We start from the raw sequence: 26,190 nt of genomic DNA on the forward strand, positions 1-26,190 counted from the left end.
CGGCTTGCTTCAAAATGGTGGCGCCGCTTCAATGCTCGGGCGCGGACGTGGTGGAATCGGTAGACACACCGGACTTAAAATCCGTCGGCTTCGGCCATGCGGGTTCGAGTCCCGCCGTCCGCACCAAACCGCGAAACGGTTTGGTTTCCACTCTGGGTGTTACCGCGCGCGACTCGAACGCTGGCGGTCCGCGTTGCGAAGCGGCGCTGGCCTCCCGCCTCACTCGTTCGCGTTTTAGAAGGCACTCGGGTACGAAGCTTCTTCGGACGCAAAGCATGGGGAAGAGCATGCGCCCGCCTTTATGGATCCTCGCCCTCTGTGTGCTCGCGGCGTGCGAGACCTACTACATCCCGGTGCCCGACTGGAACGGCGACGGGAAGGGCGAGATGCTGCGCATCCCCACGACGAGCGCGGCGCGCTGCGAGGTACGGGACGCCGACCGGGCTTCCTGCATCTCGGACTGTAACGAGCGCTACCTGCACGGCAGCGAGCCGTACGGCCGGTGCGTCGCCCGCTGCGATGCCAAGCTGCGCGCGTGCGGCGCCAGCAGCGGCCGGCGCGATCCTGCCGGCCTTTCCCAAGCGGCAAGAGCCGACTAGCCCGCTCGACCGGCCGGGGCTCAGCCGAGGGTCGCCGGTCCGCCAACGCCCGAGGCCCGCGCGGTAGCGCCGCGAGGAGGAGTGAAACAAGCCGCCGTCCTTCGTGCGCTTCCCGGCTCGTCGCCGAACTGTTACAGAATACTCTTTCTGGGACAGTCCCATCCCCGGAGGGCGAGCGGTGCGTGAATTGATGACGGGCAGCCGGAGCGGCCCGGCTTGACCGGACAGACTGAGCGGCCCGTGCTGGCGCTGACCGGCGCCACCGGCCTGGTCGGCCGCGCGGTTCTGCGCGCCGCCGCGGGCCGGGGCGTCGCCGTGCGCGCGCTCTACAGGACCCGCCCCGGGCCGGAGGGGGCCGAGTGGGTGCGCGGCGACCTGAGTGACGAGGCGGCGCTTCGCGGCCTGTGCGACGGGGCGACCGCCGTGTTGCACGTGGCCGGGGCGACGGCGTCTCTCGGCGACCGGGGCTTTCACGAGGTGAACGTCGTGGGCGCCGCCCGCATCGCCGAGGCGGCGCGCCAGGCGGGTGCCGGCCGATTCGTCCTCGTGAGTTCGCAAGCGGCGCGGGCGCCCGCGCTTTCCGCCTATGCGCGCTCCAAACGGCTCGGCGAGACCGCGGTTCGCCGCGCCGTGGGCGAGATGCCGGTTGCGGTGGTGCGTCCGCCCGCCGTCTTCGGTCCCGGTGACGAAGCGACCGAGCCTCTCCTCGCGGCGCTGCGGCGCGGGCTGCTGCCGGTCCCCGGTGGACGGGGCTGGCGCGGACGCCGCTTCGCCGCGATTCCCGCCGATGCGCTGGCCGAGTACCTCCTCGACGCCGCCATGCAACCCAGCCAGCCGCAGGCCCTCTCGGAGCCGGCGAGCTACCCCGACCTCTCCTGGGAAGCGTTCGCCGGCGCCGCCGCGACGGCGGGACATCCCGCGCGGCTCTTGCCCGTTCCTCCCTTCCTGCTACGCATGGCGGGACTTGTTTGTGACTTCGCGGCGAGGGTGACACGCCGCCCGGCGGTGTTCGGGGCGGGGAAGGCGCGGGAAATGCTCCATTCCGACTGGCGGGCCGCGGGCCCCGCCGTTAACTCCCCGCCTCTCGCCGCGGCGCTGCGACCGCTGCTCGGCACGTCCCGGGCGGATCAGAAGATATTGACACGGGCGCAGGCCGGGCAGGGCCGCCCCCTAACGAGGCATTCATGAGCATCTTCGACAAGTACGCAGCGTTCCTCGAGCGCTACCAGATGGCCGAGATGATGCCGAAGAACCCCCTCGGCATGCGGTTCGACGAGATCCTGACGCCGACCCGCGCGCGGGTCGACGGGCGCGAGATCATCCTCGCGGGCACGAACAACTATCTCGGCCTGACCTTCGACGAAGACGCCAAGGCGGCGGCGGCGGAAGCCATCGCCCACCATGGCACCGGCACGACCGGCAGCCGGATGGCGAACGGGTCCTACGCGGAGCACCAGGACCTCGAAGCGGAGATCGCCGACTGGCTCGGCATGAAGAGCTGCATCGTCTTCACGACGGGCTATCAGACCAACCTGGCCGCGATCGGCACGTTGGCGGGCCGCGACGACCTCATCCTGATCGACGCGGACAGCCACGCTTCGATCTACGACGCCTGCCGGATGTCCGACGCCAAGATGGTGCGGTTCAAGCACAACCGGCCCGACGACCTCGACCAGAAGCTCGAACGTCTCCTGCCCGAGACGAAGGGGTCCGCCCTGGTCGTCGTCGAAGGGCTCTACTCCATGTTCGGCGACATCGCGCCGCTCGGCGAGTTCGCCGCCGTATGCGAGAAGCACGGCGCCTACTTCTTCGTCGACGAGGCCCACTCCGTCGGCGTCTACGGCGAGGAAGGCCGCGGCGTCGCCGACATGCAGGGCGTCCTGGACAAGGTCGACTTCTTCTCCGGCACCTTCTCGAAGTCGCTCGCCTCGGTGGGCGGCTTCTGCACCTCGCGGCATGCCGAGTTCGACCGCATCCGCAGCATCATGCGGCCCTACACCTTCACCGCCTCGGCGAGCCCCGCGACGATCGCGTCGACCCGAGTGACCCTCGCCAAGCTGCGCGAGGGCGAGGGGCTTCGGCAGAACCTCTGGGCCCGCGCCGAGCAGCTCCACGCCGGCCTGTCGGAGATGGGCTTCACCCTTTGCGCCGAGCCGAGCCCGATCGTCGCCGTGCGGCGGTCGTCGGACCTCGAGACGGTGATGGGCTGGCAGCAGCTGATGCAGGCGGGCGTCTACGTGAACCTCGCCGTGCCGCCGGCGACGCCGAAGGGCGCTTGCCTCCTTCGCCTCAGCCTGTCGGCGGCGCACACCGAGGACGACATAGACGCGATCCTCGGTGCGTTCGCGCAACTCGCCGAGCAAGGCGCCGTGGCGGTCGCGGCGGAGTAGGCGAAAGGCTTACTCCGCTAGCGGAACGTTATCGATTAGCCGGGTCCTGCCGAGCTTCGCCGCGACGAAGAGGCGGGCGGCTTGCAGCTCGTCACGGCGCAGGGCGCGCGGGGGCAGGGGGCTAAGGTCGTCACGTCGGCGCAGCTCGAGGTAGTCGGGCTCGAAGCCTGCCGTACGCAGATCCTGCAGGCCCTGAGCCAACGCCGTGTCCGTCGCCACGCTGCCGCGGACGCGCCCGGCGACCTTGCCGAGCGTTTCTGGCAGGCGCGCGGCGATGCGGCGCTCTGGCGGGCTGAGGTAGCGGTTGCGAGAGGATAGAGCGAGGCCGTCGGGTTCCCGGACGGTCGGAACGCCGACGACCTTAACACCGAGGGCGAGGTCCGCCGCCATGCGCTGCACGACGAGGAGCTGCTGGTAGTCCTTCTCTCCGAAGACGGCCGTGTCGGGCCTGACCTGACCGAAGAGCTTCGCGACGACCGTGCAAACCCCCGTGAAGAAGCCCGGTCGGGACGCCCCTTCGAGCGGTTCGGCCAGGGCGCCGGGGACGACGCGGGTCTCGTCTCCAGAGGGGTACATCTCCGCCGGCGCCGGCAGGTAGGCGAGGTCGCAGCCCGCCCTGCGCAGCGCACCCAAGTCGGCCTCCTCGTCGCGGGGGTAGGCGTCGAAGTCCTCGTTCGGGGCGAACTGAGTCGGATTGACGAAGATCGAGGCGACCACGCGGTCCCCGTGCCGCCGCGCGGCATGGACGAGCGTGAGGTGCCCCTCATGCAGCGCGCCCATGGTCGGGACGAGAACGATGCGCTCTCCGCCCGAACGCCAGCGCGAAAGCGCCTTCGTCAGCTCTTCGCGACTGCGACTCACGGTTAGGTCGTGCATGATGTTCGTATTCTCTTTACCGGCGTAAAGGTTTCGTAAACCAGAAGGGTTAACGTTAGCGTCCATGAGACACGCGCTCCCGATCCGCAACCCGGTCCGGCTCCTGCCGGTCGTCTGCCTGCTCGGCGCTTGCGCAAGCGGGACGGCGGAGCCGGTCGTGACGGCGAAGGCGCCCTCCGCGGCCGCGCGTACCTTGCGCAGCACGGGCTACGCGGCGCCGGAGATCGAAAGCGGCACCGTCTACAGATCGGTCGCCTACCGAGCCGAGAAGGTAGAGCCCGCACCGCTGAGGCAACCGGCGGCGTGGACAGCGCCTTCGCGCGGCCCTCTGCCCGACCTTGACGAGATCGTGATACGCCGAGAGGCGCCGACGCCCGTGCGCTATGCCGCCGCGGAAGCAGAAGCGGGGCAGACCTTCACGGGCGAGACCCGCTCGGTGATGGACGACGTCGTACGGCCTGAGGGGGCCGATGAACCCGTTGCCGAACCGGAAGTCCTAGCCAGCCTTGCGCCGTCCGCAGGGCCCGAAGCGGCCGCCCTTCACCTTGCTTCTTACCGCGCCATGGCGCAGGCGGAGGAAGGATGGCAGGTTCTCACGAAACAGTTCGGCGACGTCCTAAACGGGCTATCGCCGCTCACCATGTATGTCGACGTGCCGGGGCAGGGGGAATTCGTCCGCCTGCTGGCAGGTCCGCTCGACGAGGGAGCCGCGCAAGACGCTTGCGCGATCCTGGAAGATCAGGGCACGTACTGCGCTGTTATCCCTATGGAGGGAGCGGCGATGGACAGGCTTTGAGGGAAGTCACCGTCCGAATGCACTGTTTCCTGGCAGGAGCCTCATCATGACAGATACACACGTCATCGTCGTCGGTAACGAAAAGGGCGGGTCCGGCAAGACGACCGTCGCCATGCACGTCGCCATCGCACTCATCCGCTCGGGCTACAAAGTCGGGGTCCTCGACCTCGACCTGCGCCAGAAGAGCCTCAGCCGGTATCTCGAGAACCGGGCGAAGTGGGGCGTGGCGCAGAAGCTGACGCCCGAAGACCTTCCCATGCCGAAGTTCCTGCCGGTGCAGGGTTCGAACCATGACAGCCGGGCCACCGCCAAGGCGCAGGAGCAGGATGCGTTCGGCCGTACCTTGATGGAGTATCAGGGCTGCGAGTTCGTGGTCATCGACAGTCCCGGCGCCGACACCCACCTTTCCCGCATCGCGCACATGCATGCGGATACGATCGTCACGCCGATGAACGACAGCTTCGTCGACTACGACCTCCTCGCACGAATCGATCCCGGTACGGGCGAGATTCAAGGGCCAAGCCTCTACGCCGAGATGGTCTGGGCGGCGCGCCAGCACCGCGCGCAGTCGGGTGTCCTCGGCGGGATCGACTGGGTCGTCGCCAGGAACCGCCTGTCAGCGACAAACGCCAAGAACAAGAAGGCCGTCGGCGAAAAGCTCGACCAACTCTCCAAGCGCATCCAGTTCCGCCAGGCTCGCGGCTTCGGCGAGCGGGTGATCTACCGCGAGCTCTTCACGGCGGGGATGACGCTGCTCGACCTCGGCGGGAAGGGGGCGCCGCGCAAGCTCGGTTCGATGTCTCACCTCGCGGCGCGCCAGGAGGTCAGAAGCCTTCTCGCCGCGCTGCGCCTTCCGCAGGTGCGCGAGCAAGTCGCCAAGGACCTCGCGCCCGACATGCCGAAGCACGCCCAGGCCCCCGAGACGGAAGAGGTGTTCGACGAGGTCGCCGAGGCGGAAGTGCCCGAGACGGTCGAAGCGCCGCGTTCCGCGAACGAAGTCCTGCCCGACGCCGCGCTGCTCGAGCAGCTCGCTTCGGGCGGCCGCCGAGCGGCCTAAGGGGCGGGGTGTCAGGCCCCGTCCTCCTGCTCCTGCTGCTGTTGGGTGGGGGCACACTTCTCTTCGGTACCGACGTAAGGCGGCGCTTGTCGCGCCTCCCCCGCCGTCGCCGCAAAGCGGTGACGGTAGGAGCGCTCGCGTTGGTGGGTGTGATCCTCTGCGCGGTGCGCCTCGTGCCGCTCGGGGTCGTGGCCTTCATCGTCGCGGGCGGCCTGCTGGCTCGCCGGGCGCCGGCCCCCCCCGATCCGGCGGGTCGATCCGGCCCGATGACGAAGGCCGAAGCGTGCCGCATCCTCGGGCTTGAGGGCACGCCGACCGACGCCAAGATCGACGCAGCGCACAGGCGGCTGATCGCGCAAGCGCACCCCGACGCAGGCGGTTCGGCGGACCTGGCCGCGCGGGTCAACGCAGCGCGCGACGTGCTGCGCCGATGAGTGGGCCTCAAGCCGAGTGGCGAGGAGTCGGGTGCGGTAGGTTGGCCGCGCTGGCCGGCATCTCCTGGCGGTCGAAGCGTCATGGCGACCGTCGATCCTCGCTCTTGACGTACTGTCGCATGTCCGCGACATCTGTCGCATGGCGTCGTTCGATCCTCCTCGCTTAGCGCCCTCCGAGGTCGTGTTGATGCGCGCGGTGTGGTCGCTCGGCCGGGCAAGCGCTCGCGAGCTGCACGAGGCGAGCGCGGAGGCGACGGGCTGGTCGCTCTCGGCAACGCGCAAGACGCTCGACCGCATGGTGGAGAAGGGCGCGCTGCGGACGCAGACCGTACACGGCGTCAAGACCTTCGCGGCGGCGCGTCCTCGCCTCGAAACGCTCGCGGATCTCATACGCGGCTTCGCGGTCAGCCTTCTCGGCGCCGATCGTCCGCCCGCTGCGGCAGCCTTCGTCGGAACTGGGCTCGTCACGCGCGACGAGGTCGAGGAGCTAGAGGCGCTGCTGCGCGACGAGCAGACGCCGTGAGTGCGGCGCAGGCGCTCATCCTTCTCTTCACCGCCGCCGCCGGCAACGCCCTCGTCGCCGCGCTGCGCTGGCCCGGGCGGCCCCCGGAAGGCGATCGCTACGAGAAGACGACGGCGGCCGCCATGGTGGCGCCACTCGTCTGCGCTGGGCTCGCTCTTCTGGGCTTGCGAAGCGGCTGGTCATGGTCGGTGCCGCTGCCCGTCGCTGCGGACGCTTTTGGTCCCGCGGCGGTCTCACCGGCCGTCACCGCCCAGGGGATGGCTTGGCCCTTCGACGTGCTGTCTGCGCTGCCCTCCCTGGTCCTATGGGCGTGGGCGGGAGCGGCGCTCGTTCGCCTCGCCTTCCTTGCGGGGACGGTCCTCCGTCTGCGCCGCGTCGTGGCGAAGGCGGTCGGCGCCGGCGGGTACGGCGTGTTCGCCAGTGCCGAGGTCGATGCGCCGATCGCGGCCTTCGGCAGGATCGTCGTTCCGCAGGACTTCGGCCGCGCCCCGGCGGCGCGCCTCGTTCTAGCGCATGAGCGCGCGCACCTGCGCCGCGGGGATCCGCGCTTCTTCTTCCTGCTCTCCGCGGTGCGGGCCGTCCTGTGGCACGACCCCTTCTTCGTGCGCCAGGCGGACCGATGCCGCCTCGCCGCCGAGATCGCCTGCGATGCCGCCGCCCTCGAGGGCGCGGCCACCGAGCGTCGGTCCTATGCGGAGGCTCTCCTCCTAGGGCTGAAGCACGCCGCCGGAACCGCCCTGCACGGCGGCCCGGCGGCTTTCCCACCCCGGAACCTAGGAGATCACCGGATGAGAATGACCCATATCCTGCGCCCGTCGGCCGCGAGCGGCAAGCGGCGTCCCTTGCGGTCCCTCGCGCTTGGCGTGGCCGTCGTCCCCGCGACCCTGGCCGTGGCCATCGCGGGCGCGGCCCAGGGCCGCGGCCTGTCGGTGGTCCCGACGCAAGGTGAGCTGACGAGCGCCTTCGGACCGCGCACCCACCCCATCGTCGGCGAGCCCGCGAACCATCGCGGCATCGACATCGCGGCGCCGCGCGGCACTCCGGTCTCGGCCGCAGGCGGAGGAAGGGTGACCCAAGCCGGCGAGCAGGGGGCCTATGGCCTTACGGTCGTGATCGATCACGGGGCCGGTCTGTTGACGCGCTACGCGCAGCTCGATGCCATCGATGTTCAGTGGAACGAAGACGTCGCCGCCGGACAACGGATCGGCGCGGTCGGCAGCAGCGGCCAGTCGACCGGCCCCCATCTGCACTTCGAGGTCAGGCGAGACGGGGAGTGGGTGGATCCTGCCGGCGAGCTCGATATAGCGCGATGATGGCACCTCGAGCCTGAGGCGTCGCGGCGTCCGGGATCGCCGGACGCCGCGGCATCCGCAAGAGATCCAAGAACGGTCGTCGCCGTCCGAGACCGACTCTGCCGATCAGCGGGGCACTTGGCCCTAGGGTCACGAAGGCAGCGCTGGTCTTGGCAGGTTTGGGTTCTGCGAGGCCCCCGCGCGAGCGGCGCGGTGATGCTCACTGGGCGTGCCCAACGCGCGGCGCGGCTGTAGCTCCTGTTCATGGAACACGCCCTGCCCATGCTGATCGCCGCGCTCGTCGTCGCCGCTTACGGCATCGCGTCGAAGCCCCTCGAACGGCACGCCATCACCGGACCGATGGTGATGACGGTCGCGGGGTTCATCTTGGGGCGGGGCGGGGCCGGGGTGTTCCCGCCGCTCGAATCGTCGCTCGTGCGGACGCTCGCGGAGGTGACGCTGGCGCTCGTTCTCTTCTCCGACGCGTCTCGCATCGATCCGCTGTCCCTGCGCCGCCAGGGCGGCATGCCGGTCCGCTTGCTGCTGATCGGCCTGCCGCTCACGATCCTGCTCGGCACGGCGGTGGGGGCGGCGATGCTACCCGCCTTGAACCTCGCCAGCGCGGCGCTCCTGGCCTCGATCCTCGCCCCGACCGACGCGGCCCTCGGCCAGGCGACGGTGTCCGACCCCGCGGTGCCCGCCAGGGTCCGTCAGACCCTGAACGTCGAGAGCGGCCTCAATGACGGGATCGCGCTGCCCGCCGTCCTCTTCTTCGCCGCGCTGACGGCGCCCGAGAGCGCCGAGATCGCGCAGCGGGACGCGCTCGGCTGGACGAGCTTCGTGGCGGGTCAGCTGCTGCTCGGCCCGCTCGCGGGCGCGGTCGCGGGGGTTCTGGGCGGCAGAGCGGCGGAGGCGGCGCGCAAGAAGGGGTGGGAGACGGAGACCTACGCCGCCGTCACGGCCCTCGCCATCGCGGCGCTCGCCTATACCGGCGCGGAGGTCTTGGGCGGGAACGGCTTCATCGCGGCCTTCGTCGCGGGGCTCGCCTTCGGCCGGTCGGCCGAGCGGTCGTCGGACGGCTTCGTGGAAGAGTTCACGGAGAGCGAGGGGCAGGTCCTCATCCTCCTCGCCTTCCTTCTCTTCGGCGCGACCTTGCTGCCGGACGCGCTGGCCGAGGTGAGGCCGCACCACGTGGTCTACGCGCTTCTGAGCCTGACGGTCATCCGGATGCTGCCGGTCGCGATCTGCCTGATCGGGGCAGGGGTGCGGGCGCCGACGGCGCTCTTCATCGGCTGGTTCGGACCGAGGGGCCTCGCGACGATCCTCTACGTCGTCATCGTCACCGACGACTACGCCCGCGACCCCGGCGGCACGGTCGCCGTGGTGGCTTCTCTGACCGCAGGCCTGAGCATCCTGCTGCACGGCCTGAGCGCCTCGCCGCTCTCCGCGCTCTACGGCCGGATGATGAAAGGGGAGGGGGACGAGGAGCAGCGGCCGACCGAGAAACGGCCGACGCGCACCTTCGCGAAGCCGAAGGAAGAAAGCTGATCAGGCGCCCTTGCGGCCGATGACGCCGAGCTGCCGTCCGATCCGGACGAAGGCGTCGACGCAGGCATCGACCTGCTCGTCCGTATGCGCCGCCGACATCTGCGTGCGAATGCGCGCCTTCCCCTTCGGCACGACCGGATAGAAGAAGCCCGTGACGTAGACGCCCTCTTCCATCAGCCGCGTCGCCATCTCCTGGGCGAGGGGGGCCTCGTGCAGCATGACCGGGATGATCGGATGCTCGCCAGGAATGAGGTCGAAGCCGGACTGCGCCATGCGCGAACGGAAGCGCTCCGCGTTGCGCACCAGCTGGCGGCGAAGGGCGTCGCCATCGCGCACCATCGCGATCGCCCTGCGCGAGGCGCCGACGAGGGCGGGGGTGAGGGCGTTCGAGAAGAGGTAGGGACGGGCCCGCTGGCGCAGGAGGTCGACGACGTTCTGCCGGGCGCAGATGAAGCCGCCCATGCCGCCGCCGAGCGCCTTGCCCAGCGTCGAGGTCAGGATGTCGACCTGACCCATGACGCCCGCATGCTCCGCCGTGCCGCGCCCCGTCTCGCCGAGGACGCCGGTCGCGTGGCAGTCGTCGACCATGACGAGGGCGTCGTAGCGCTTGGCGACCGCGCAGAGCCCCGCGAGGTCGCAGATGACGCCGTCCATGGAGAAGACGCCGTCGGTGACGACGAGCTTGGTCCGCGCACCGTCCTCGTCCGCCTTGCGAAGCTGCGCTTCGAGGTCGTCCATGTCGTTATTGGCGTAGCGGTAGCGCTTGGCCTTGCAGAGGCGGACGCCGTCGATGATCGAAGCGTGGTTGAGCGCGTCCGAGATGATCGCGTCCTCTGGCCCGAGCAGCGGCTCGAACACGCCGCCATTCGCGTCGAAGCAGGCGGCGAAGGTGATAGAATCGTCGAAGCCGAGCCAGGTGGCGATCTCTCGCTCCAGCACGCGGTGGATGTCCTGCGTGCCGCAGATGAAGCGCACGGAGGCCAGGCCGAAGCCGTGCGTGTCCATCGTCTCCTTCGCCGCTTCGGCGAGCCCGGCGTCGTCGGCGAGGCCGAGGTAGTTGTTGGCGCAGAAGTTGAGGACCTCTCGGCCCTGAACGCAGATGGTCGGGCCCTGCTTGCCCTCGATCAGACGCTCGGTCTTGTAGAGGCCGGCGGACTTGGTCTCGTCGATCTCGGCGTCGATGCGGTCGTAGAAGGCGGCAGACATGGAAGAAACTCCGGATGATTCCGGGAGTTGTACGCCGCACCGCAAGCCCGGGCCAACCTAAGCGTGCAGGCGGGTGTCCGAAGGCGGCCTGGCAGGGGCAGAGGGACTCGAACCCACGACCCTCGGTTTTGGAGACCGATGCTCTACCAACTGAGCTATACCCCTAAGGCCGGGGAGGCGCTTACGCCGGGGGCGGCGCGGACGCAAACGATAAGAGGGGCGGCGCGGCCGCCCCTCTTCGTTCTCAGCGCAAGCGGCCCGCAATGCCGGCGAGGGTGCCGGTCAGGGCGGCGACGCGTTCCTGGCCCTGCGCGTCGCTCGCGGAGACGCCCTCGGCGAGGCCTTCGACCGCGCCGGCGAGGTCTCGGTCGCGGCCCGAGCCCGACAGCGCTTCGGCGGCCTGGTCGAGCGTCGCCATCATCCGCGACGCCGCGTCCTCCGTCACCGTCCCGCTGCGGACGAGCTGGTCGATATAGGCCTTCGCCACGACGGGCTCGGCGGGCCAGCTGACGGGGAATTGCTGCTGCGGGTTGAAGGCGTCGCCGAAGTCGGCGAGCGCGGCGGCTGCAAGCTCGTTCTCGGTCAGGTACTCGCTCGGCTCCAGCGCCATGACGTCCAGACCACGGACGATCTCCGTCCCGTAGATCTTGCCGTCATAGTAGTAGGTCGACCAGTAGCCGCCGATGACCGTGCGGTCCTCCATGATCGGACCGCGGTCGAAGTAGGCGACCTCGACGGGGTCCTTCTCGTCGGTGAAGTCCATCACCGAGAGCCCGCCCTGGTACCAGGCCTGCACGAAGAGGTCGCGGCCCGGGACGGGCACGACCGAGCCGTTGTGCGCGACGCAGTTCTCCGTGTCCGACTGCGGCGCAGGCATCTTGTAGTGGCTCTCGTAGACGAGCTTGCCGTCCTCGATCCGGTAGATCGCGTCCGCGCCCCAATTCATCGGGTCCGAGGCCTTGCAGCGCGGTTGCACCCCGCCGCCCCACTCGTCGGTGAAGATCACCTTGGTGCCGTCATTGTTGAAGGTCGCGGAGTGCCAGTAGGCGAAGCCGTCATCGTTCACGGCGTCGATCCGCTTGGGCTTCATCGGGTCCGAGATGTCGAGGAGGATGCCGTTGCCGGAGCACGCGCCCGCCGCGAGGTTCTTCTCGGGGAAGACGGTGATGTCGTGGCACTGGTCCGTACGCCGCGTCTCTTGCGTGCCCTCGCCGTGGTCGCCGCCCGACCAGAGCCCCGCGATGCGCCCCGTCTCGTCGTCAGCGAAGACGCGCGGGCTCGAGATGATCCGCGCGCGTTCGGGGCGGCGGACCGGGATCTCGATCACGTCGATGCTGAAGAGGGCGCTGCGCTCTTCGCCCGGCAGGCCCTCGACGCAGCCTTCGAGTTCCTTCTCGTCGCGGATCGAGGAGGTGCCGGAGTTGTAGACGACGATCCGCCTGCGGTCTGCCGCGACGACGGAGTGGGTGTGCGAGCCCCGGCAGGTCTGGACCTGGCCGACCTGCTTGGGACGCGAGAGGTCCGAGATGTCGAAGATGCGAAGCCCGCGGAAGCGCTCCTCGCTGACGTCTTCTTCGATGCCTTGCAGGCCGCAATCGACGCGGCCGCGGGTCTGCTCGACCGACATGATGAGGAGGTCGCCGACGATCGACACGTCGCCCTGGCCCCCCGGGCAGACGACGGAGCTCGTCAGCGTCGGCATGCCTTCCTGGTCGAGCTTGTAGATGTTGAAGCCGTGATAGTTGCCGGTGACGAGCGTGTCGCCGGCGAAGGCCATGTCGGTGTTCCAGAAGGCGAGGTGCGGGTAGCGCTCGACGTACTGGGTCATCGAGTCGCCGCTTTCGCCCTCCTCGCGCGAGGCGGTCTCGGCCTCGTCGGCAGCTTCCTCCTCGGCGGTCTCCTCGCCCCGATCTTCCGGAGTGTCGTCCTGGTCCCCAGCCTCATCTTCTGCGGGAAGGACCGGCGGCAGGCCTGCGGGGTTCGAGGGGTCGAAGAAGCCAGGCGGCTTGGGCAGGGAGGCGAGGAGGGTCAGGTTCTTCGCCGCCTGACCCGCATCGTCCACGCCGGCCGCGAGGCCGACCCGCTCGTCCTCCGACAGGCCCGCGAGGAGGCGGTTCATGCGGTTGATCTCGGCGGTCTGGTCGTTGACGAGCTCGCCGGTGAAGTCGAACAGCCTGGGCTCGTAGGCGGAGCCCGGCTGGTGCAGAAGGGTGTCGGTCATCGTGACCGCGCCCTCGTGGTGCGGGATCATCAGGTCCAGGAACATCCGATCGAACTCGGTGCCCTGCGCGGCTTCGAGCTGCGCGATCTGTTCGGGCGTCGCCATGCCCATGGCGCGGTGGGCCTTGGCCGCCTCGTCGGAGACCTCGTGCATGTGGTCGGTCGATTCGGGATCGGGGGCGTCCTCGCCCCGATCGGAGAGCCAGGTCTGCATGAACGAGATCTCGTCGAGCTGGGAGCGTTCGATCCGGCCCGCCGCCGCGAGGACGTCCTCGTTGTTGGTCCGTTCGGGCGCCATCCGCGCCATCACCACGGCCTGGTAGTGGTGCGGGATCATCGCCTGCAGGTAGGCGACGTCCGCCGGAGAGTAGCGCGCGTCCGAGACCTTGATCGCCTCTTCGGCGGACAGCGCCTGGGCGTCCTGCCCCGGCGCGCCGGGCAGGACGATCGGCGCGTCCTGTGCGAGGGCGGTCGAGAGGGCTGTGCTGCTCAGAAGGAGAAGCGCGCCGAGCGCCGCGCCGCGCCCTTCTGTCCGGACGATCGAGGTCATGCGTTGGTCCCTGAAATCTGCTGCCTTGCAACATCACCTTACGCGACTTCGCCTGGGACCAAAGCGGGAGGTGCTGCGGGCCCCTCGCGCCGCGCCTCTTTCCTTCGGCTGGGACTGCGGGTTATCGGAGAGGGATGCTCCGGATCGCGTCCTACAACATCCAGAAGGCCATGGGGCACGACATGCGGCGCCGCCCGGAGCGGACGTTGGGGGTCCTCAACGAGATGGATGCCGACGTCGTCGTCCTGCAGGAGGCGGATCGGCGGTTCGGCGAGCGGATCTCCGCCCTGCCGCGCGAGACGATCGCGCGCATGACGGACTACCGGATCGCCGACGTTGCCGTCCGGCCCGGCAGCATCGGCTGGCACGGCAACGCGATCCTGCTCAAGCGTCACGTCCGGCTTCTGAAGGCGAAGCGGCTGGACCTGCCCTACCTCGAACCGAGGGGGGCGGTGGCCGCGGTCGTCGAACTCGATTCTGGCCCCTTGATCGTCGTCGGGGCGCACCTCGCGCTCACGACCCGCTACCGCCGCAAGCAGGCCGAGACCCTGGCGGAGTATGCGGACCGGGCGGAGATGCCGCTCATCCTCTGCGGCGACCTCAACGAGTGGCCCTCGGCCGGGAAGGGCCTCGAGCCCCTGGCGGGCGCCCTCACCGAGCACGCGCCCGGCCGGACCTTCCCGGCGATCAAGCCCGTGGCGCGGCTCGATCGCCTCTATCACTGCGGAAGCCTAAGGGTGTCGGCGAGCGTCCACGACACGCCGCTCGCCCGGAGCGCCTCCGACCACCTGCCGATCAAGGCTGACGTGACCCGCGAACACGCTTAGCGCGGCGCGATCCTCGCAAGGACGACGGCCGAAAGGGACGCCCGCGTGGAAAGCTCTACGATCTTCTTCTGGTTCGACGTGGTGTTCTACATCGGCGCGGTCGGATGCGGATTGCATTCGCTCATGGCGAACCGCACCGCCCAGGGGACGCTGGCCTGGATGCTGGCGCTCTTCGCGCTGCCCTACGCCGCGGTGCCGCTCTACTTCGTGTTCGGCCGACGGCACTTCGGCGCCTACGCGTCCGGCCTCAAAAGAGCGCAGGAACGGGTGCGCACCAAGGCCGAGGTCGAGCGGTTCCTCGCCTACGAACCCGAGAGCCCGCGCCACGCAGCGCGCGGCCTGGAGGTCGCCGAGGACATCGGCGGTGCGGGCTACACGACCGGCAACTGCGTCACGCTGCTTCAGGACGGGTACGAGACCTTCGAGGCGATCTTCGAGGCGATCGACCGGGCGGAAGCCTACGTCCTCGTCCAGTTCTACATCTTCCGCGACGACGACCTCGGACGACGCCTCCGCGACCGCATGGTCGCGGCGGCGGGGCGGGGCGTGCGGTGTTGTCTCCTCTACGACGAGATCGGCTGCTTCACGACGCCGCGCAGCTACTGGGCCGGGTTCACCAAGGCCGGCGTGAAGGTCTCCGCCTTCGGTGCGCGTCGTCCGCTGCGGGGCCGGTTCGAGCTCAACTTCCGCAACCACCGCAAGATCGTGGTCTGCGACGGCAACGTCGCCTTCGTCGGCGGCAACAATGTCGGCGACGAGTACCTCGGCGAGAGCAAACGCTTCGGCGCCTGGCGGGACGCGCATGTGCGGATCGAAGGACCGCTAGTGCAGGCGGCGCAGCTGGCCTTCCAGCAGGACTGGGAGTTCGCCGCCGGCGAGGTCCTGCCGCTCGAATGGCAGGCGCAGCGGGCGGAGAACGGCAACCAGATCGCGATGATCCTGCCGACGGGCCCCGCCGACAACCTGGAGACGGGTAGCCTCATGTTCGTCGCGGCGATCAACTCGGCGCAGAAGCGGCTTTGGATCGTCAGCCCCTACTTCGTACCGGACCAAGCGGTGATGTCCGCGCTGAAGCTGGCCTCGCTGCGGGGCGTCGAGGTTCGGGTGATGGTGCCGGACAAGCCCGACCACCTGGCCGTCTGGCTCGCAGGCTTCGACTTCATCGAGGAGGCCGAGCGGGCGGGCATCGAGGCCTACCGGTACACGGGGGGCTTCCTGCACCAGAAGGCCGTGCTCATCGACCACGACATCGCGATGATCGGCACCGCGAACATGGACAACCGCAGCTTCCGCCTGAACTTCGAGGTGACGGTGATCGTCGCGGACGAAGGCTTCGCCGCCTGCGTCGAGGACATGATCGAGAAGGACTTCGAGAAGGCCCGCGAGCACGTCGAGACGGACTATCAGCAGCGTTCGGTGCTGTTCAAGCTGGCGGTCCGGGGCGCGCGGCTCTTGGCGCCGGTGCTATGAGCAGCGCGGCGGTATCTGCCGCTGCCCTCGCGTGGTAGCCCCTACCGGAAGGATCGAGGGAGCCGCCGGATGCGCGCGAGCACGCTAGTTCTGGCCGCGTTCCTGTCCGTTCAGTCACCGGGAGCCGAAGCGATGGACCAGGCAAGGGGGACGTTCAGCGTCTCGATGGAGCCGGTGGAAGAAAACGAGGGCGAGGGGGCGACGCTCGGCCGGATGACGCTCTCCAAGACCTTCGAAGGCGACCTCGCCGGCCGCTCGGAAGGTCAGATGCTGACCGCGATGACGCCCGTCCAGGGTTCCGCCGCCTACGTCGCCATCGAGCGGTTCGAGGGCAGCCTGGGCGGCCGAAGCGGCGGCTTCGCGCTGTCGCATCGAGGCGTCATGTCCGCGGCGGGGCAGGACCTCGTCATCGGCATCGTTCCGGACTCAGGCAGCGGCGACCTCTCCGGCATCAAGGGGACGATGGACATCGAGGTGTCCGGCGGACAGCATGCCTACACGCTGGACTACGACCTGCCATGAGCGGACCGGAACCGCGTCCCTGGCGCTCGCTGCTCTTCGTGCCGGGCGCGCGGCCGGACCGCTTCGAGAAGGCGGCGTCGGCGGGGGCGGACCTCGTCTGCATCGACCTCGAGGACGCGGTCGCGCCGGGCGGCAAGGACGAAGCCCGGCGAGCGACGCTCGACTTCCTCGCGCGGTATGAGGGCGAGGCGACCGTCGGCCTGCGCGTGAACGCGGTCGGCTCCGACGTCGGCGCGGCCGACCTCGAAGCGCTGAAGGGCGCGACGGGCGTTCGCTTCGTGATGGTGCCGAAGCCCACGGGCACGGGCGAGCTCGACGCGGTCGCGGCCGCCTACGACGCGCCCATGCTGATCCCCGTCATGGAGACGGCGCGCGCGATCCAGACCGCGGGCGCCATCGCCGATCACCCCGCGGTCGTCGCCGGCGTCTACGGTGCGATCGACCTCGCGGCCGACATCGGCTGCACACTCGACTGGGAGGCGCAACTCTACGCGCGGTCGGCCTGCGCGCTCGCCTTCGGAGCGGCGCGCAAGGTGCTGTTCGACGTGCCCTACCTCGACGTGAAGGACCCCGAGGGGCTGAAGGCGGAGACGCGGCGCGCGAAGACGCTCGGCATTCATGCCCGCGCCGCGATCCACCCCGCGCAGCTCGGGCCGATCCACGAGGCACTGGCCCCCACGCCCGACGAGGTCGCGCGGGCGCAGCGGATCGTCGATGCGTTCGAGGCCGCCGAGGGCGGCGTCGCCCTGCTCGACGGCAAGATGATCGAGCTTCCGGTCATCAAGTCCGCGCGACGCGTGCTGGCCCTGGCCGCGCCGCGCGCTTGACCCTTACCGGGGCGCGGTGCATCCCATCGCGCGCGAGACGAAAGACGAACGGGACCCGATGGATCAGGAACTTCACAGCCGTATGGCGACCGCCATCGCGGCGCTGTCGATGGATGCGGTGCAGCGCGCGAACTCTGGCCACCCGGGCATGCCCATGGGCATGGCGACGGCGGCGACGACGCTCTTCACCAAGCACATCAAGTACGACGCCAGCACGCCGGACTGGCCGGACCGCGACCGCTTCGTTCTGTCGGCGGGCCACGGCTCCATGCTGCTCTACAGCCTCCTCTACCTGAACGGTTATCCGGGCTGGGAGATGGAGAACCTCAAGAACTTCCGTCAGCTCAACTCCAAGACCGCCGGCCACCCCGAATACGGCCACGGCGCGGGCATCGAGACGACGACCGGCCCGCTCGGCCAGGGCCTCGGTAACGCGGTCGGCATGGCGATGGCCGAGGCGCACCTGAACGCGATCTACGGCGACGATGTCGTCGATCACCGCACCTGGGCGATCGCGGGCGATGGCTGCCTGATGGAGGGCATCAGCCAGGAGGTGATCGCGCTCGCAGGTCACCTCAAGCTGCGCAAGCTCTGCGTGATCTGGGACAACAACGGCATCACCATCGACGGCAAGGTCTCGCTGTCCGATTCGACCGATCAGCGCGCGCGCTTCGAAGCGTCCGGCTGGCGGACGATCGCCTGCGACGGCCAGGACGCGATGGACGTCGACCGCGCCCTCGAAGAGGCGAAGACCTCCGACCGCCCGACCCTTATCGCCTGCCAGACCGTCATCGGCTTCGGCGCGAAGAACGCGGGCACGGCCAAGGTTCACGGCTCGGCGCTCGGCGAGGAAGGCGTCGCGGAGGCGCGGGAGAACCTCGGCTGGACGAGCGAACCCTTCGTCGTCCCCGATGACATCGCGGCCGCTTGGAAGGAAGCGGGCTCGCGCGGCGCCGAGGCGCGCAAGGCCTGGGAGCAGCGGCTCGCCAATTCGGACAAGGCCGAAGCGTTCGAAGCGGGGCTGAAAGGCGACGTCTCCGCCGCCGTCGCCGCGCTGGCCGACCATGCGGCCAAGGCCGCGTCGGAGGGCAAGAAGGTCGCGACGCGCAAGGCGTCCGAGAACGCGCTGATCGCGATCAACGGCGCTCTGAAGACGACGTTCGGCGGCTCGGCGGACCTGACCCCGTCGAACAACACGCTGACGCCGGACATGGACGACTTCTCGGACGAGAACTACGGCGGCCGCTACGTCCGCTACGGCATCCGCGAGCACGGCATGGCCGCGGCCATGAACGGCATCGCGCTGCATGGCGGCGTGATTCCCTATGGCGGGACGTTCCTGGTCTTCGCGGACTACATGCGGCCTTCGGTTCGCCTCGCGGCCCTGATGGGCATTCGCGTCGTCTACGTCCTGACGCACGACTCGATCGGCCTCGGCGAAGACGGCCCGACGCACCAGCCGGTCGAGACGCTGGCGGGCCTCAGGGTCATTCCGAACCTCGCGGTCTTCCGCCCCGGCGACGAAGTCGAGACGGCCGAAGCGTGGGCCTGCGCCCTCGAGCGGACGAGCGGCCCGAGCGTGCTGGCGCTGACGCGGCAGGGCATCGGCCCGGTCCGCAAGGAAGCGGGCGAGAACAGAACGAAGCGCGGCGGGTACGTCCTCAAGGACATGGACGGCGCGAAGGCGACGTTCATCGCCACGGGTTCCGAGGTCGACCTCGTGCTCGAAGCCCAAGACCGCCTCGCGCAGGAAGGCACGCCGACGCGCGTCGTCTCGATGCCCTGCCTCGACCTCTTCGAGGAGCAGGACGAAGCCTATCAGCGCGAGGTCCTCGGCGAGGTGCCGCGCGTCGCGATGGAGGCGGGCCTGCGACAGGGTTGGGACAAGGTCCTCTTCGCCTTCGGCGGCAGGGGCGACTTCGTCGGCATGAAGGGCTTCGGCGCCTCGGGCCCCGGCGCGTCGCTCTTCGACTACTTCGGCATCACCGCGAAGGCGGCTGCGGACAAGGTCCGCGAACTGATCGGGAAGGATTGAGCCCATGACATTGAAAGTCGGCATCAACGGCTTCGGCCGCATCGGACGCCTGAGCCTGCGTTCCATCATCGAGAACGGCCGTGACGACATCGAGGTCGTCGCGATCAACGACCTCGGCCCGGTCGAGACCAACGCGCACCTCCTGCGCTACGACACGATCCACGGCCGCTTCCCGGCCGAGGTCTCGACGGGCGAGGACACGCTCACGGTCAACGGCCATGAGATCAAGGTGATGGCCGAACGCGACCCCTCCAAGCTCCCCTGGGGAAGCTTGGGCGTCGACATCGTGTTCGAGTGCACCGGCATCTTCACCTCGCCCGACAAGGCGGCGCTGCACCTCGAAGGGGGCGCGAAGCGCGTCCTCGTCTCCGCGCCGCTGTCCAAGCCGGTCGACGAGAAGACGGTCGTCTTCGGCGTCAACCACGACACGCTGACGGCGGACGACAAGATCGTCTCCAACGGTTCGTGCACGACCAACTGCCTCGCGCCGGTGGTCAAGGTCCTGCATGAAGCCGTCGGGATCGAACGCGGCTACATGACGACGATCCACTCCTATACGGGCGATCAGCCGACGCTCGATACGATGCACAAGGATCTCTATCGCGCCCGCGCCGCCGCCCAGAACATCATTCCGACCTCGACCGGCGCGGCCAAGGCGCTCGGCGAGGTGCTGCCGGAGATGAAGGGGCGGCTCGACGGTTCGGCCGTGCGCGTGCCGACGCCGAACGTCTCGATGATCGACCTCGTCTTCGTCCCGTCGAAGGAGACGAGCGTGGACGCGGTCAACGCGGCCGTCCGCGAGGCGGCGGAAGGTCCCCTCAAGGGCGTGCTCGGCTACACCGACGAGAAGCTCGTCAGCCATGACTTCAACCACGACCCGCACAGCTCGACCTTCGCCGGCGCGCAGACGCAGATCGTCGATGGCGGCCTCGTCCGCGTGCTGAGCTGGTACGACAACGAGTGGGGCTTCTCGACCCGGATGGCGGACACCGCGCTCGCCATGGCGAAGTTCCTCTGAGCACGCGCAAGCTCGCGCCGGTGCTTCTTCTCCTCGCCGCTTGCGGCGGCGGGGAAGAGGAGGCCTCGGCGCCGGAACCGCCGATCGTGAACCTTCCCGAGGCGGCGCCCCAAGCGCCCACGTCGGGCGTGGGCATTCAGGCCGCGGACGGGACCTACCCGTTCCAGGGCTTATGGAACTCGGGTGGTGCCGACTGCGCCGAAGCGCCGGGCAGCACGCCCATGGCCCCGATCGAGATCACGCCCGCGGGCTTCGTCGGATACGAGAACGCCTGCGCCATCGACTCGGTCACGGTCCTCGAACCCGACGCCCGCTTCGTCCTCGGCATGAGCTGCGAGGGCGAGGGCGAAGCCTACATGCGGGACGTCACGCTGACCGTCTCGCCAGAAGAGATGCTGGCCGAGGAAGAGGGCGGGGAACTGACCGTCTTCGTCCGCTGTGAGGCCACCGAGTAGAAGCCGGACGACCGGCGAGGAGAACCCAATGGCCCCCTTCAAGACCCTCGACGACCTAGGCGATCTTTCCGGCAAGCGCGTCATGGTCCGCGTCGACTTCAACGTGCCGGTGCAGGACGGGAAGGTCTCGGACGCGACCCGGCTCGAGCGCGCCGTGCCGACCGTGAAGGAGCTGTCCGACAAGGGCGCGAAGGTCATCCTTCTCAGCCACTTCGGACGGCCGAAGGGCCAAGCGGTGGCGGAGATGTCGCTGCGCCCGGTCGCCGAAGCGTTCGCAGGCGTGCTCGGCAAGCCGGTCGCCTTCGCAGCGGATTCGGTCGGCGGCCCCGCGAACGAGGCGGTCCAGGCGATGAAGCCGGGCGACGTCCTCCTTCTCGAGAATACGCGCTTCCACGCGGGCGAGGAGGCGAACGACGAGGTCTACGCCAAGGCGCTGGCGATGAATGCCGACGCCTACGTCAACGACGCCTTCTCCGCCGCGCACCGCGCCCACGCCTCGACCGAGTACCTGGCGCAGATCGTCCCCGCCGCCGCTGGCCGCGCGATGCAGCGCGAACTCGACTACCTCAACGCGGCGCTCGCGGCGCCCGAACGGCCGGTCATGGCGATCGTCGGCGGGGCCAAGGTCTCGACCAAGCTCGACGTGCTGCAGAACCTCGTCTCGAAGGCGGACAAGCTGATCGTCGGCGGCGGCATGGCGAACACGTTCCTGCTGGCCATGGGCATGGACGTCGGCAAGTCGCTGGCCGAGCCGGACCTCGTCTCCACCGCCAAGGAGATCCTGGCGAAGGCGGGCGGCGAAGGCTGCGAGATCATCCTGCCGAAGGACGTGGTGGTCGCCTCGGAGTTCAAGGCGAACGTCGAGACCGCCGTGCGCGCGGCGGATGCGGTGAAGCCCGGCGAGATGATCCTGGACCTCGGTCCCGACAGCGTCGACGCCTACGCGGAGGCCCTCGAGGGCTGCAAGACGCTGGTCTGGAACGGGCCCTTGGGCGCCTTCGAGACGCCGCCCTTCCACACGGCGACGGTGGAGCTCGCGAAGTACGCCGCGAAGCTGACGAAGGGCGGGTCGCTGACTTCGGTCGCAGGCGGCGGCGATACGGTCGCGGCGCTCAACATGGCGGGCGTCGTCGACGAGTTCACCTACGTCTCGACGGCGGGCGGCGCGTTCCTCGAGTGGATGGAAGGAAAGCCGCTGCCGGGCGTCGACGCGCTGCGCCGGCCCTGACATCGACTGCAGACTGCCGCCCCGGCGGCGCGGTTCTCGCTTATCCTGACCCAAACGGCGCTGAAGCGCCTGGAGGAGACAGGGATGAACGAGAACCGACTGGAAGAGCTTCACGTGGTCGCCCGCGCCATGGTCGCCCCCGGAAAGGGCATCCTGGCGGCGGACGAGTCGTCCGGGACGATCAAGAAGCGCTTCGACTCGATCGCCGTCGAGAGCACGGAGGAGAGCCGCCGCGACTATCGCGAGCTTCTCTTCCGCTCGGAGACCGCGATGCGCGAGCATGTCTCGGGTGTGATTCTCTACGACGAGACGATCCGGCAGAAGGCGGCCGACGGTACGCCGCTGACAACGCTGATCGAGCAGGCGGGCTCGATCCCCGGGATCAAGGTCGACAAGGGCGCGAAGCCGCTGCCGGGCTGCCCCGGCGAGACGATCACTGAGGGCCTCGACGGGCTGCGCGAGCGCCTCTCCGAGTACTACGAACTCGGCGCCCGCTTCGCGAAGTGGCGGGCCGTGATCGACATCGGCGACAACGGCCAGGGCGGGCGGATGCCGTCCCACACCGCCGTGCATCAGAACGCGCAGGCGCTCGCCCGCTACGCGGCGCTCTGCCAGGAAGCGAACATCGTCCCGATCGTTGAGCCCGAGGTCCTGATGGATGGCGGCCACGACATCGACACCTGCTACGAGGTGACGAAGTGGGTGCTGAGCGAGCTCTACCAGGAGCTCTACTACGCCCGCGTCGAGCTCGAGGGGACGATCCTGAAGCCGAACATGATCGTTCCCGGCAAGAAGGCGGCGGATCAGTCCTCGCCCGAGGAGATCGCCGAGAAGACCGTCCGGTGCTTCCGCAACACGGTGCCCGCCGCCGTGCCGGGGATCGTGTTCCTCTCGGGCGGCCAGTCCGAGGTGGAGGCGACGCGGAACCTCGACGCGATGAACAGGGCGTACCGGGGCGAGTTGCCGTGGGCGCTGTCGTTCTCCTACGGCCGGGCGCTTCAAACGTCCGCGCTGAAGGCGTGGAGCGGCAAGGCGGAGAACGTTCGGGCGGCGCAGATCGCCTTCGATCACCGCGCGAAGATGAACGGTCTCGCGCAGCAAGGCGCTTGGTCCGATGCGGTCGAAGAGGCGGCCTGACAGCCGAATTGCGCGGCGCGGGAGCGAGTGCGGGTTTCGGTCCGCTCCGCTAGCGTGCCCCGCATGAGCGAGACGATGGTCAATTCCGAAGACGACCGCTGGGCCCGCGTGGTCGCGCGCGAGCCTGGCGGGTTCTTCCTGGGGGTTCTCACGACCGGCGTCTTCTGCCGACCCGGCTGCCCGGCCCGGACGCCGCGGCGGGAGAACGTTCGGTTCTACGACGATGCGCAGGAGGCGCTTCGGGCCGGGTTCAGGCCCTGCCTGAAGTGCCGTCCGATGGGCACGGACCCCACGCTAGACCTCGCCGTGCGGGCGGCGCGCGCGATCGAAGCCGACCCCGCGCGGCGGTGGACCGGCGCGGAGCTCAGCGAGGTCGCAGGCCGCGCGCCCCGGACGGTGCTGCGCGCGTTCGAAGCGGCGCTCGGCGTAACGCCGCGGGCCTTTCGCGACGCGGTGCGCCTGCGCCGCTACGGCGACGCCCTCCGCGGCGGGGCGGACGCGACCGAGGCGGGTCTCGACGCAGGCTATGGCGGCGAGGCGGCGCGCCACGAAGGAACGAGAGCACTCGGGATGAGCGCGAACAGCTATGCGAAGGGCGGGGCGGGCGAGAGCGTCGAGTGGCTGCCGCTCGATACGACCCTCGGGACGATGGTGATCGCCGCGACGGCGAAGGGAATCTGCCTTCTGCGGTTCCTGGACGAAGATGCCAGTGCGGCGGCGGTCGTCGCCGGCGCCTATCCGGCCGCGTCGCTGCGGCACGCCGCGCCCGATGCGAGCCTGCGTGCCTGGGGCCAGGCGGTCGCGGCCTTCGTCGAGAAGGGCGGGCCCCGGCCCGACCTGCCGCTCGACCTTCGCGGGACGGCGTTCCAGCTGCGCGTGTGGCAGGCGCTGCGTGCGCTCGGCCCCGGCGAGACGGTGACCTATGGCGAGCTCGCGCGGCGGATCGAGGTGCCGGGGGCGGCGAGGGCGGTGGGGGCCGCGAACGGCGCGAACCGCGTCGCGGTGCTGATCCCCTGCCACCTCGTCGTCGCGGCGGGCGGAAAGCTCGGCGGCTACGCCTGGGGCGAGGCGCGCAAACGGGCGCTGATCGCGGCGGAGAAGACCACAGCCGCGTCGCGGTAGCGCCGAGGGCCCATGAGCCGCTAGAGGCGGCGCATGACCATTCCTCCCTTCCTCGCCGTCGCGACCGGCGGCGCGCTCGGCGCGCTCGCGCGCTGGTGGACGGCGCGCGCCGTGATCGCCCTTTCGGGCAGCGAGGCGGCGCTCGGCACCTTCGCGGTGAACGTGCTCGGCTCCTTCGGCCTCGGCCTCTTCGCGGCGGTGCTGCTCGAGCGGCAGAGCCCGCTGGCGCTGCTCGTTCTCGTCGGCTTCTTCGGCGCGTTCACGACCTTCTCGACCTTCGCGATGGATGCGTTGCGGCTGTTCGAAGAGAGGGGACTGACGCTCGCGGCAGTGTACGTCTTCGGCTCGGTCGCGCTCGCGCTCCTCGTCTTCCTCGCGGGCGCGGCGCTCGGGAGGAGCTTCGCATGAGCGGCGTCGAGATGGTGACGGTCGCGCGGGCCGATGACGGTCTGCGGCTCGACCGCTGGTTCCGCCAGCACTACCCGGCCGTGAAGCAGGGGCAGCTTCAGAAGATGCTGCGCAAGGGGCAGGTGCGGGTCGACGGCGCGAAGGTCGAGGCGAACCGCCGGCTCTCTCCGGGCGAGGTCGTCCGCGTGCCGCCCGTCCCCGCCGCGACGCCGGCCGGGAAGGCGGCGGCCTCGGCGCAGGACCGCGAGGAGATCCGCAGCTTCGTCCTCTACGAGGACGACCGCCTGATCGCGATCAACAAGCCCTTCGGCCTGCCGGTGCAGGGCGGCTCCGGCGTCGCCCGCCACCTCGACGGGATGCTGGACGGCCTCGCCAAGGGCGGCGAGCGGCCGCGTCTCGTTCACCGCCTCGACAAGGACACGGGCGGCCTCATGCTGCTGGCGCGCGACAGGCTCGCGGCGAAGGACCTGACCGAATCGTTCCGCAGGCATCTGATCGAGAAGACCTACTGGGCGCTCGTCGCGGGCGTGCCGCACCCCCTCGAAGGGACGATCGATCTGCCGGTCGAGAAGGGCGGGCCCGAGGGCGCCGAGCGCATGGGCGCGTCCGAGGGCGGCAAGAAGGCGATCACGGACTATCAGACGGTGGAGATGGCGGCGGGGAAGGCCGCGTTCCTGGCGCTTCGCCCGCTGACGGGGCGGACCCACCAGCTGCGTGTCCACATGGACGCGATCGGTACGCCCATCGTCGGCGACGGAAAGTATGGCGGCGAGCGCGCGAAGCTCGAAGGGGTCTCAAAGCGGATGCACCTCTTCTGCCGCACGATGAGCGTGCCGCGCGACGGCAAGCCGCCGCTGGAACTGACCGCCCCCCTGACGGGGCACATGGCGAAGACCTGGGACTTCTTCGCCTTTCCGAGGGACGTGGAGGTCGAATGGCCGGACCGGTGAGCGAGCCCGCGAAGGTCCGCCGATTCTACGAGGCGGCCGGGATCGAGGCCGAGGGGGACGCGTACGCCGTCACGCTAGACGGACGGCGCGCCCGCTCACCCGGACGGCGGGTCCTAGCCGGGCCGCTGACGCTCGCGGAGGCGATGGCGGCGGAGTGGGCGGGGCAGGGCGAGACGCTCGACATGGCGTCGATGCCGCTGACGCGCCTGCACGGACAGTTCCTCGACGCGGACGACGAGCAGCGCGCCGCGTGGGGCGAGACCGTCGTCGCCTATGCCGGGTCGGACCTCCTCTGTTATCGCGGCGACGACCGGAAGCTCGCCGCGCGGCAGGCGGAGGTTTGGCAACCCTTCCTCGACGAGATCGGAGACGCGGCGGGGGACAGCTTCGCGGTCACGGAAGGCATCATGGCCGTTGGACAGCCCGAAGGCGTCCTGTCCGGCGTCCGGGGGCTCGTAGCGGACCTGTCCGAGGCGCATCGCTTCGCCGCGCGCCACCTGACGGAGATCACGGGTTCCGCCGTGCTGGCGCTCGCGGCGATACGCGGGGCAGACCCGGACGCGGTCTTCGCGGCCAGCCGGTTGGACGAGACGTTTCAGGCGGAGCGGTGGGGCGTCGATGCGGAGGCCGCCGCCAGGGAAGCGGCGCGGAGGCGCGACTTCGGCGCCGTCGTTCGGTACGCCGCGCTCACGGCGTAAGC

General features: G+C 69.7%; 25 protein-coding genes and 2 tRNA genes. 23 read left to right on the forward strand and 4 right to left on the reverse strand.

Features of this window, described 5'->3' with window-relative positions:
- Positions 1 to 41: 41 nt before the first annotated feature.
- The 4 genes from GGQ59_RS08395 to spt all read left to right on the forward strand — a co-directional run bounded on the left by GGQ59_RS08395 (position 42) and on the right by spt (position 2,989).
- Positions 42 to 126, forward strand: a tRNA-Leu gene (locus tag GGQ59_RS08395).
- 161 nt (positions 127 to 287) lie between these two features.
- On the forward strand, positions 288 to 599 hold the full coding sequence (locus GGQ59_RS08400) for a hypothetical protein (RefSeq protein ID WP_183817504.1): 312 nt from the start codon (positions 288 to 290) through the stop codon (positions 597 to 599).
- A 216-nt stretch (positions 600 to 815) separates the two neighbouring features.
- The gene (locus GGQ59_RS08405) at positions 816 to 1,787 is read left to right on the forward strand and encodes an NAD-dependent epimerase/dehydratase family protein (protein ID WP_183817507.1); all 972 of its coding nucleotides are present in this window, start codon (positions 816 to 818) and stop codon (positions 1,785 to 1,787) included.
- The gene (gene spt, locus GGQ59_RS08410) at positions 1,784 to 2,989 is read left to right on the forward strand and encodes a serine palmitoyltransferase (protein ID WP_183817509.1); all 1,206 of its coding nucleotides are present in this window, start codon (positions 1,784 to 1,786) and stop codon (positions 2,987 to 2,989) included. Before GGQ59_RS08405 ends, spt begins: the two co-directional genes overlap by 4 nt.
- Positions 2,990 to 2,998: 9 nt before the next feature.
- On the opposite strand, the gene panC is transcribed toward spt, so the two are convergent.
- A complete protein-coding gene (gene panC, locus GGQ59_RS08415) occupies positions 2,999 to 3,865 on the reverse strand; it encodes a pantoate--beta-alanine ligase (RefSeq protein WP_183817512.1) in 867 nt (288 codons plus the stop codon).
- A 64-nt stretch (positions 3,866 to 3,929) separates the two neighbouring features.
- Here panC and GGQ59_RS08420 point away from each other — a divergent pair, with 64 nt between their 5' ends.
- The 6 genes from GGQ59_RS08420 (at position 3,930) to GGQ59_RS08445 (ending at position 9,515) form a co-directional block, all read left to right on the forward strand.
- Positions 3,930 to 4,661, forward strand: a complete 732-nt coding sequence (locus tag GGQ59_RS08420) for a hypothetical protein (RefSeq protein ID WP_183817514.1) — start codon at positions 3,930 to 3,932, stop codon at positions 4,659 to 4,661.
- Between the two features lie 46 nt (positions 4,662 to 4,707).
- The gene (locus GGQ59_RS08425; protein ID WP_183817516.1) at positions 4,708 to 5,718 is read left to right on the forward strand and encodes a division plane positioning ATPase MipZ; all 1,011 of its coding nucleotides are present in this window, start codon (positions 4,708 to 4,710) and stop codon (positions 5,716 to 5,718) included.
- 143 nt (positions 5,719 to 5,861) lie between these two features.
- Positions 5,862 to 6,152: a J domain-containing protein gene (locus tag GGQ59_RS08430; protein ID WP_183817518.1), complete on the forward strand. Its 291-nt coding sequence runs from the start codon at positions 5,862 to 5,864 to the stop codon at positions 6,150 to 6,152.
- A 139-nt stretch (positions 6,153 to 6,291) separates the two neighbouring features.
- Complete coding sequence (locus GGQ59_RS08435) at positions 6,292 to 6,675, forward strand: BlaI/MecI/CopY family transcriptional regulator (RefSeq protein WP_183817520.1); 384 nt, start codon at positions 6,292 to 6,294, stop codon at positions 6,673 to 6,675.
- Positions 6,672 to 7,988 carry a peptidoglycan DD-metalloendopeptidase family protein gene (locus GGQ59_RS08440; protein WP_183817522.1) on the forward strand — a complete coding sequence of 439 codons (1,317 nt, stop codon included), beginning with the start codon at positions 6,672 to 6,674 and terminating at the stop codon, positions 7,986 to 7,988. The genes GGQ59_RS08435 and GGQ59_RS08440 overlap by 4 nt, the downstream gene beginning before the upstream one ends.
- 243 nt (positions 7,989 to 8,231) lie before the next feature.
- Positions 8,232 to 9,515: a cation:proton antiporter gene (locus GGQ59_RS08445; RefSeq protein WP_183817524.1), complete on the forward strand. Its 1,284-nt coding sequence runs from the start codon at positions 8,232 to 8,234 to the stop codon at positions 9,513 to 9,515.
- Here GGQ59_RS08445 and kbl read toward each other — a convergent pair whose 3' ends face one another.
- The 3 genes from kbl to GGQ59_RS08460 form a co-directional block, all read right to left on the reverse strand.
- Positions 9,516 to 10,721 carry a glycine C-acetyltransferase gene (gene kbl, locus GGQ59_RS08450; protein WP_183817526.1) on the reverse strand — a complete coding sequence of 402 codons (1,206 nt, stop codon included), beginning with the start codon at positions 10,719 to 10,721 and terminating at the stop codon, positions 9,516 to 9,518.
- Positions 10,722 to 10,810: 89 nt separating this feature from the next.
- A tRNA-Trp gene (locus GGQ59_RS08455) sits at positions 10,811 to 10,886 on the reverse strand.
- A gap of 79 nt (positions 10,887 to 10,965) precedes the next feature.
- Complete coding sequence (locus tag GGQ59_RS08460) at positions 10,966 to 13,491, reverse strand: DUF305 domain-containing protein (RefSeq protein WP_183817528.1); 2,526 nt, start codon at positions 13,489 to 13,491, stop codon at positions 10,966 to 10,968.
- A gap of 134 nt (positions 13,492 to 13,625) precedes the next feature.
- Between GGQ59_RS08460 and GGQ59_RS08465 the strand changes: the two genes are divergently transcribed.
- The 13 genes from GGQ59_RS08465 (at position 13,626) to GGQ59_RS08525 (ending at position 26,188) form a co-directional block, all read left to right on the forward strand.
- A complete protein-coding gene (locus GGQ59_RS08465) occupies positions 13,626 to 14,318 on the forward strand; it encodes an endonuclease/exonuclease/phosphatase family protein (RefSeq protein ID WP_183817530.1) in 693 nt (230 codons plus the stop codon).
- 45 nt (positions 14,319 to 14,363) lie between these two features.
- Positions 14,364 to 15,788: a cardiolipin synthase gene (cls, locus tag GGQ59_RS08470; protein WP_221400960.1), complete on the forward strand. Its 1,425-nt coding sequence runs from the start codon at positions 14,364 to 14,366 to the stop codon at positions 15,786 to 15,788.
- A 132-nt stretch (positions 15,789 to 15,920) separates the two neighbouring features.
- The gene (locus GGQ59_RS08475; RefSeq protein WP_183817532.1) at positions 15,921 to 16,310 is read left to right on the forward strand and encodes a DUF3224 domain-containing protein; all 390 of its coding nucleotides are present in this window, start codon (positions 15,921 to 15,923) and stop codon (positions 16,308 to 16,310) included.
- Positions 16,307 to 17,137: an HpcH/HpaI aldolase/citrate lyase family protein gene (locus GGQ59_RS08480; protein WP_183817534.1), complete on the forward strand. Its 831-nt coding sequence runs from the start codon at positions 16,307 to 16,309 to the stop codon at positions 17,135 to 17,137. The genes GGQ59_RS08475 and GGQ59_RS08480 overlap by 4 nt, the downstream gene beginning before the upstream one ends.
- A gap of 58 nt (positions 17,138 to 17,195) precedes the next feature.
- On the forward strand, positions 17,196 to 19,172 hold the full coding sequence (gene tkt, locus GGQ59_RS08485) for a transketolase (protein ID WP_183817535.1): 1,977 nt from the start codon (positions 17,196 to 17,198) through the stop codon (positions 19,170 to 19,172).
- 4 nt (positions 19,173 to 19,176) lie between these two features.
- Entirely contained in the window at positions 19,177 to 20,190 is a 1,014-nt protein-coding gene (gene gap, locus GGQ59_RS08490) for a type I glyceraldehyde-3-phosphate dehydrogenase (RefSeq protein WP_183817537.1), read from the forward strand.
- 20 nt (positions 20,191 to 20,210) lie between these two features.
- On the forward strand, positions 20,211 to 20,645 hold the full coding sequence (locus GGQ59_RS08495; RefSeq protein ID WP_183817539.1) for a hypothetical protein: 435 nt from the start codon (positions 20,211 to 20,213) through the stop codon (positions 20,643 to 20,645).
- A 28-nt stretch (positions 20,646 to 20,673) separates the two neighbouring features.
- Positions 20,674 to 21,873, forward strand: a complete 1,200-nt coding sequence (locus tag GGQ59_RS08500) for a phosphoglycerate kinase (protein WP_183817541.1) — start codon at positions 20,674 to 20,676, stop codon at positions 21,871 to 21,873.
- An 84-nt stretch (positions 21,874 to 21,957) separates the two neighbouring features.
- Positions 21,958 to 23,010 (forward strand): class I fructose-bisphosphate aldolase, encoded by a 1,053-nt coding sequence (locus tag GGQ59_RS08505; RefSeq protein WP_183817543.1) that lies wholly within the window; start codon positions 21,958 to 21,960, stop codon positions 23,008 to 23,010.
- Between the two features lie 63 nt (positions 23,011 to 23,073).
- Positions 23,074 to 24,132: a bifunctional transcriptional activator/DNA repair enzyme AdaA gene (locus tag GGQ59_RS08510; RefSeq protein WP_183817545.1), complete on the forward strand. Its 1,059-nt coding sequence runs from the start codon at positions 23,074 to 23,076 to the stop codon at positions 24,130 to 24,132.
- Between the two features lie 33 nt (positions 24,133 to 24,165).
- On the forward strand, positions 24,166 to 24,540 hold the full coding sequence (gene crcB / locus GGQ59_RS08515; RefSeq protein WP_183817547.1) for a fluoride efflux transporter CrcB: 375 nt from the start codon (positions 24,166 to 24,168) through the stop codon (positions 24,538 to 24,540).
- Entirely contained in the window at positions 24,537 to 25,490 is a 954-nt protein-coding gene (locus tag GGQ59_RS08520) for an RluA family pseudouridine synthase (RefSeq protein WP_183817550.1), read from the forward strand. The genes crcB and GGQ59_RS08520 overlap by 4 nt, the downstream gene beginning before the upstream one ends.
- On the forward strand, positions 25,475 to 26,188 hold the full coding sequence (locus GGQ59_RS08525) for an ATP12 family protein (protein WP_183817552.1): 714 nt from the start codon (positions 25,475 to 25,477) through the stop codon (positions 26,186 to 26,188). Before GGQ59_RS08520 ends, GGQ59_RS08525 begins: the two co-directional genes overlap by 16 nt.
- The last annotated feature ends 2 nt before the right edge of the window (positions 26,189 to 26,190 follow it).

Source organism: Parvularcula dongshanensis (assembly GCF_014199615.1).
In the GTDB taxonomy this organism is placed as follows: Bacteria; Pseudomonadota; Alphaproteobacteria; order Caulobacterales; family Parvularculaceae; genus Parvularcula; species Parvularcula dongshanensis.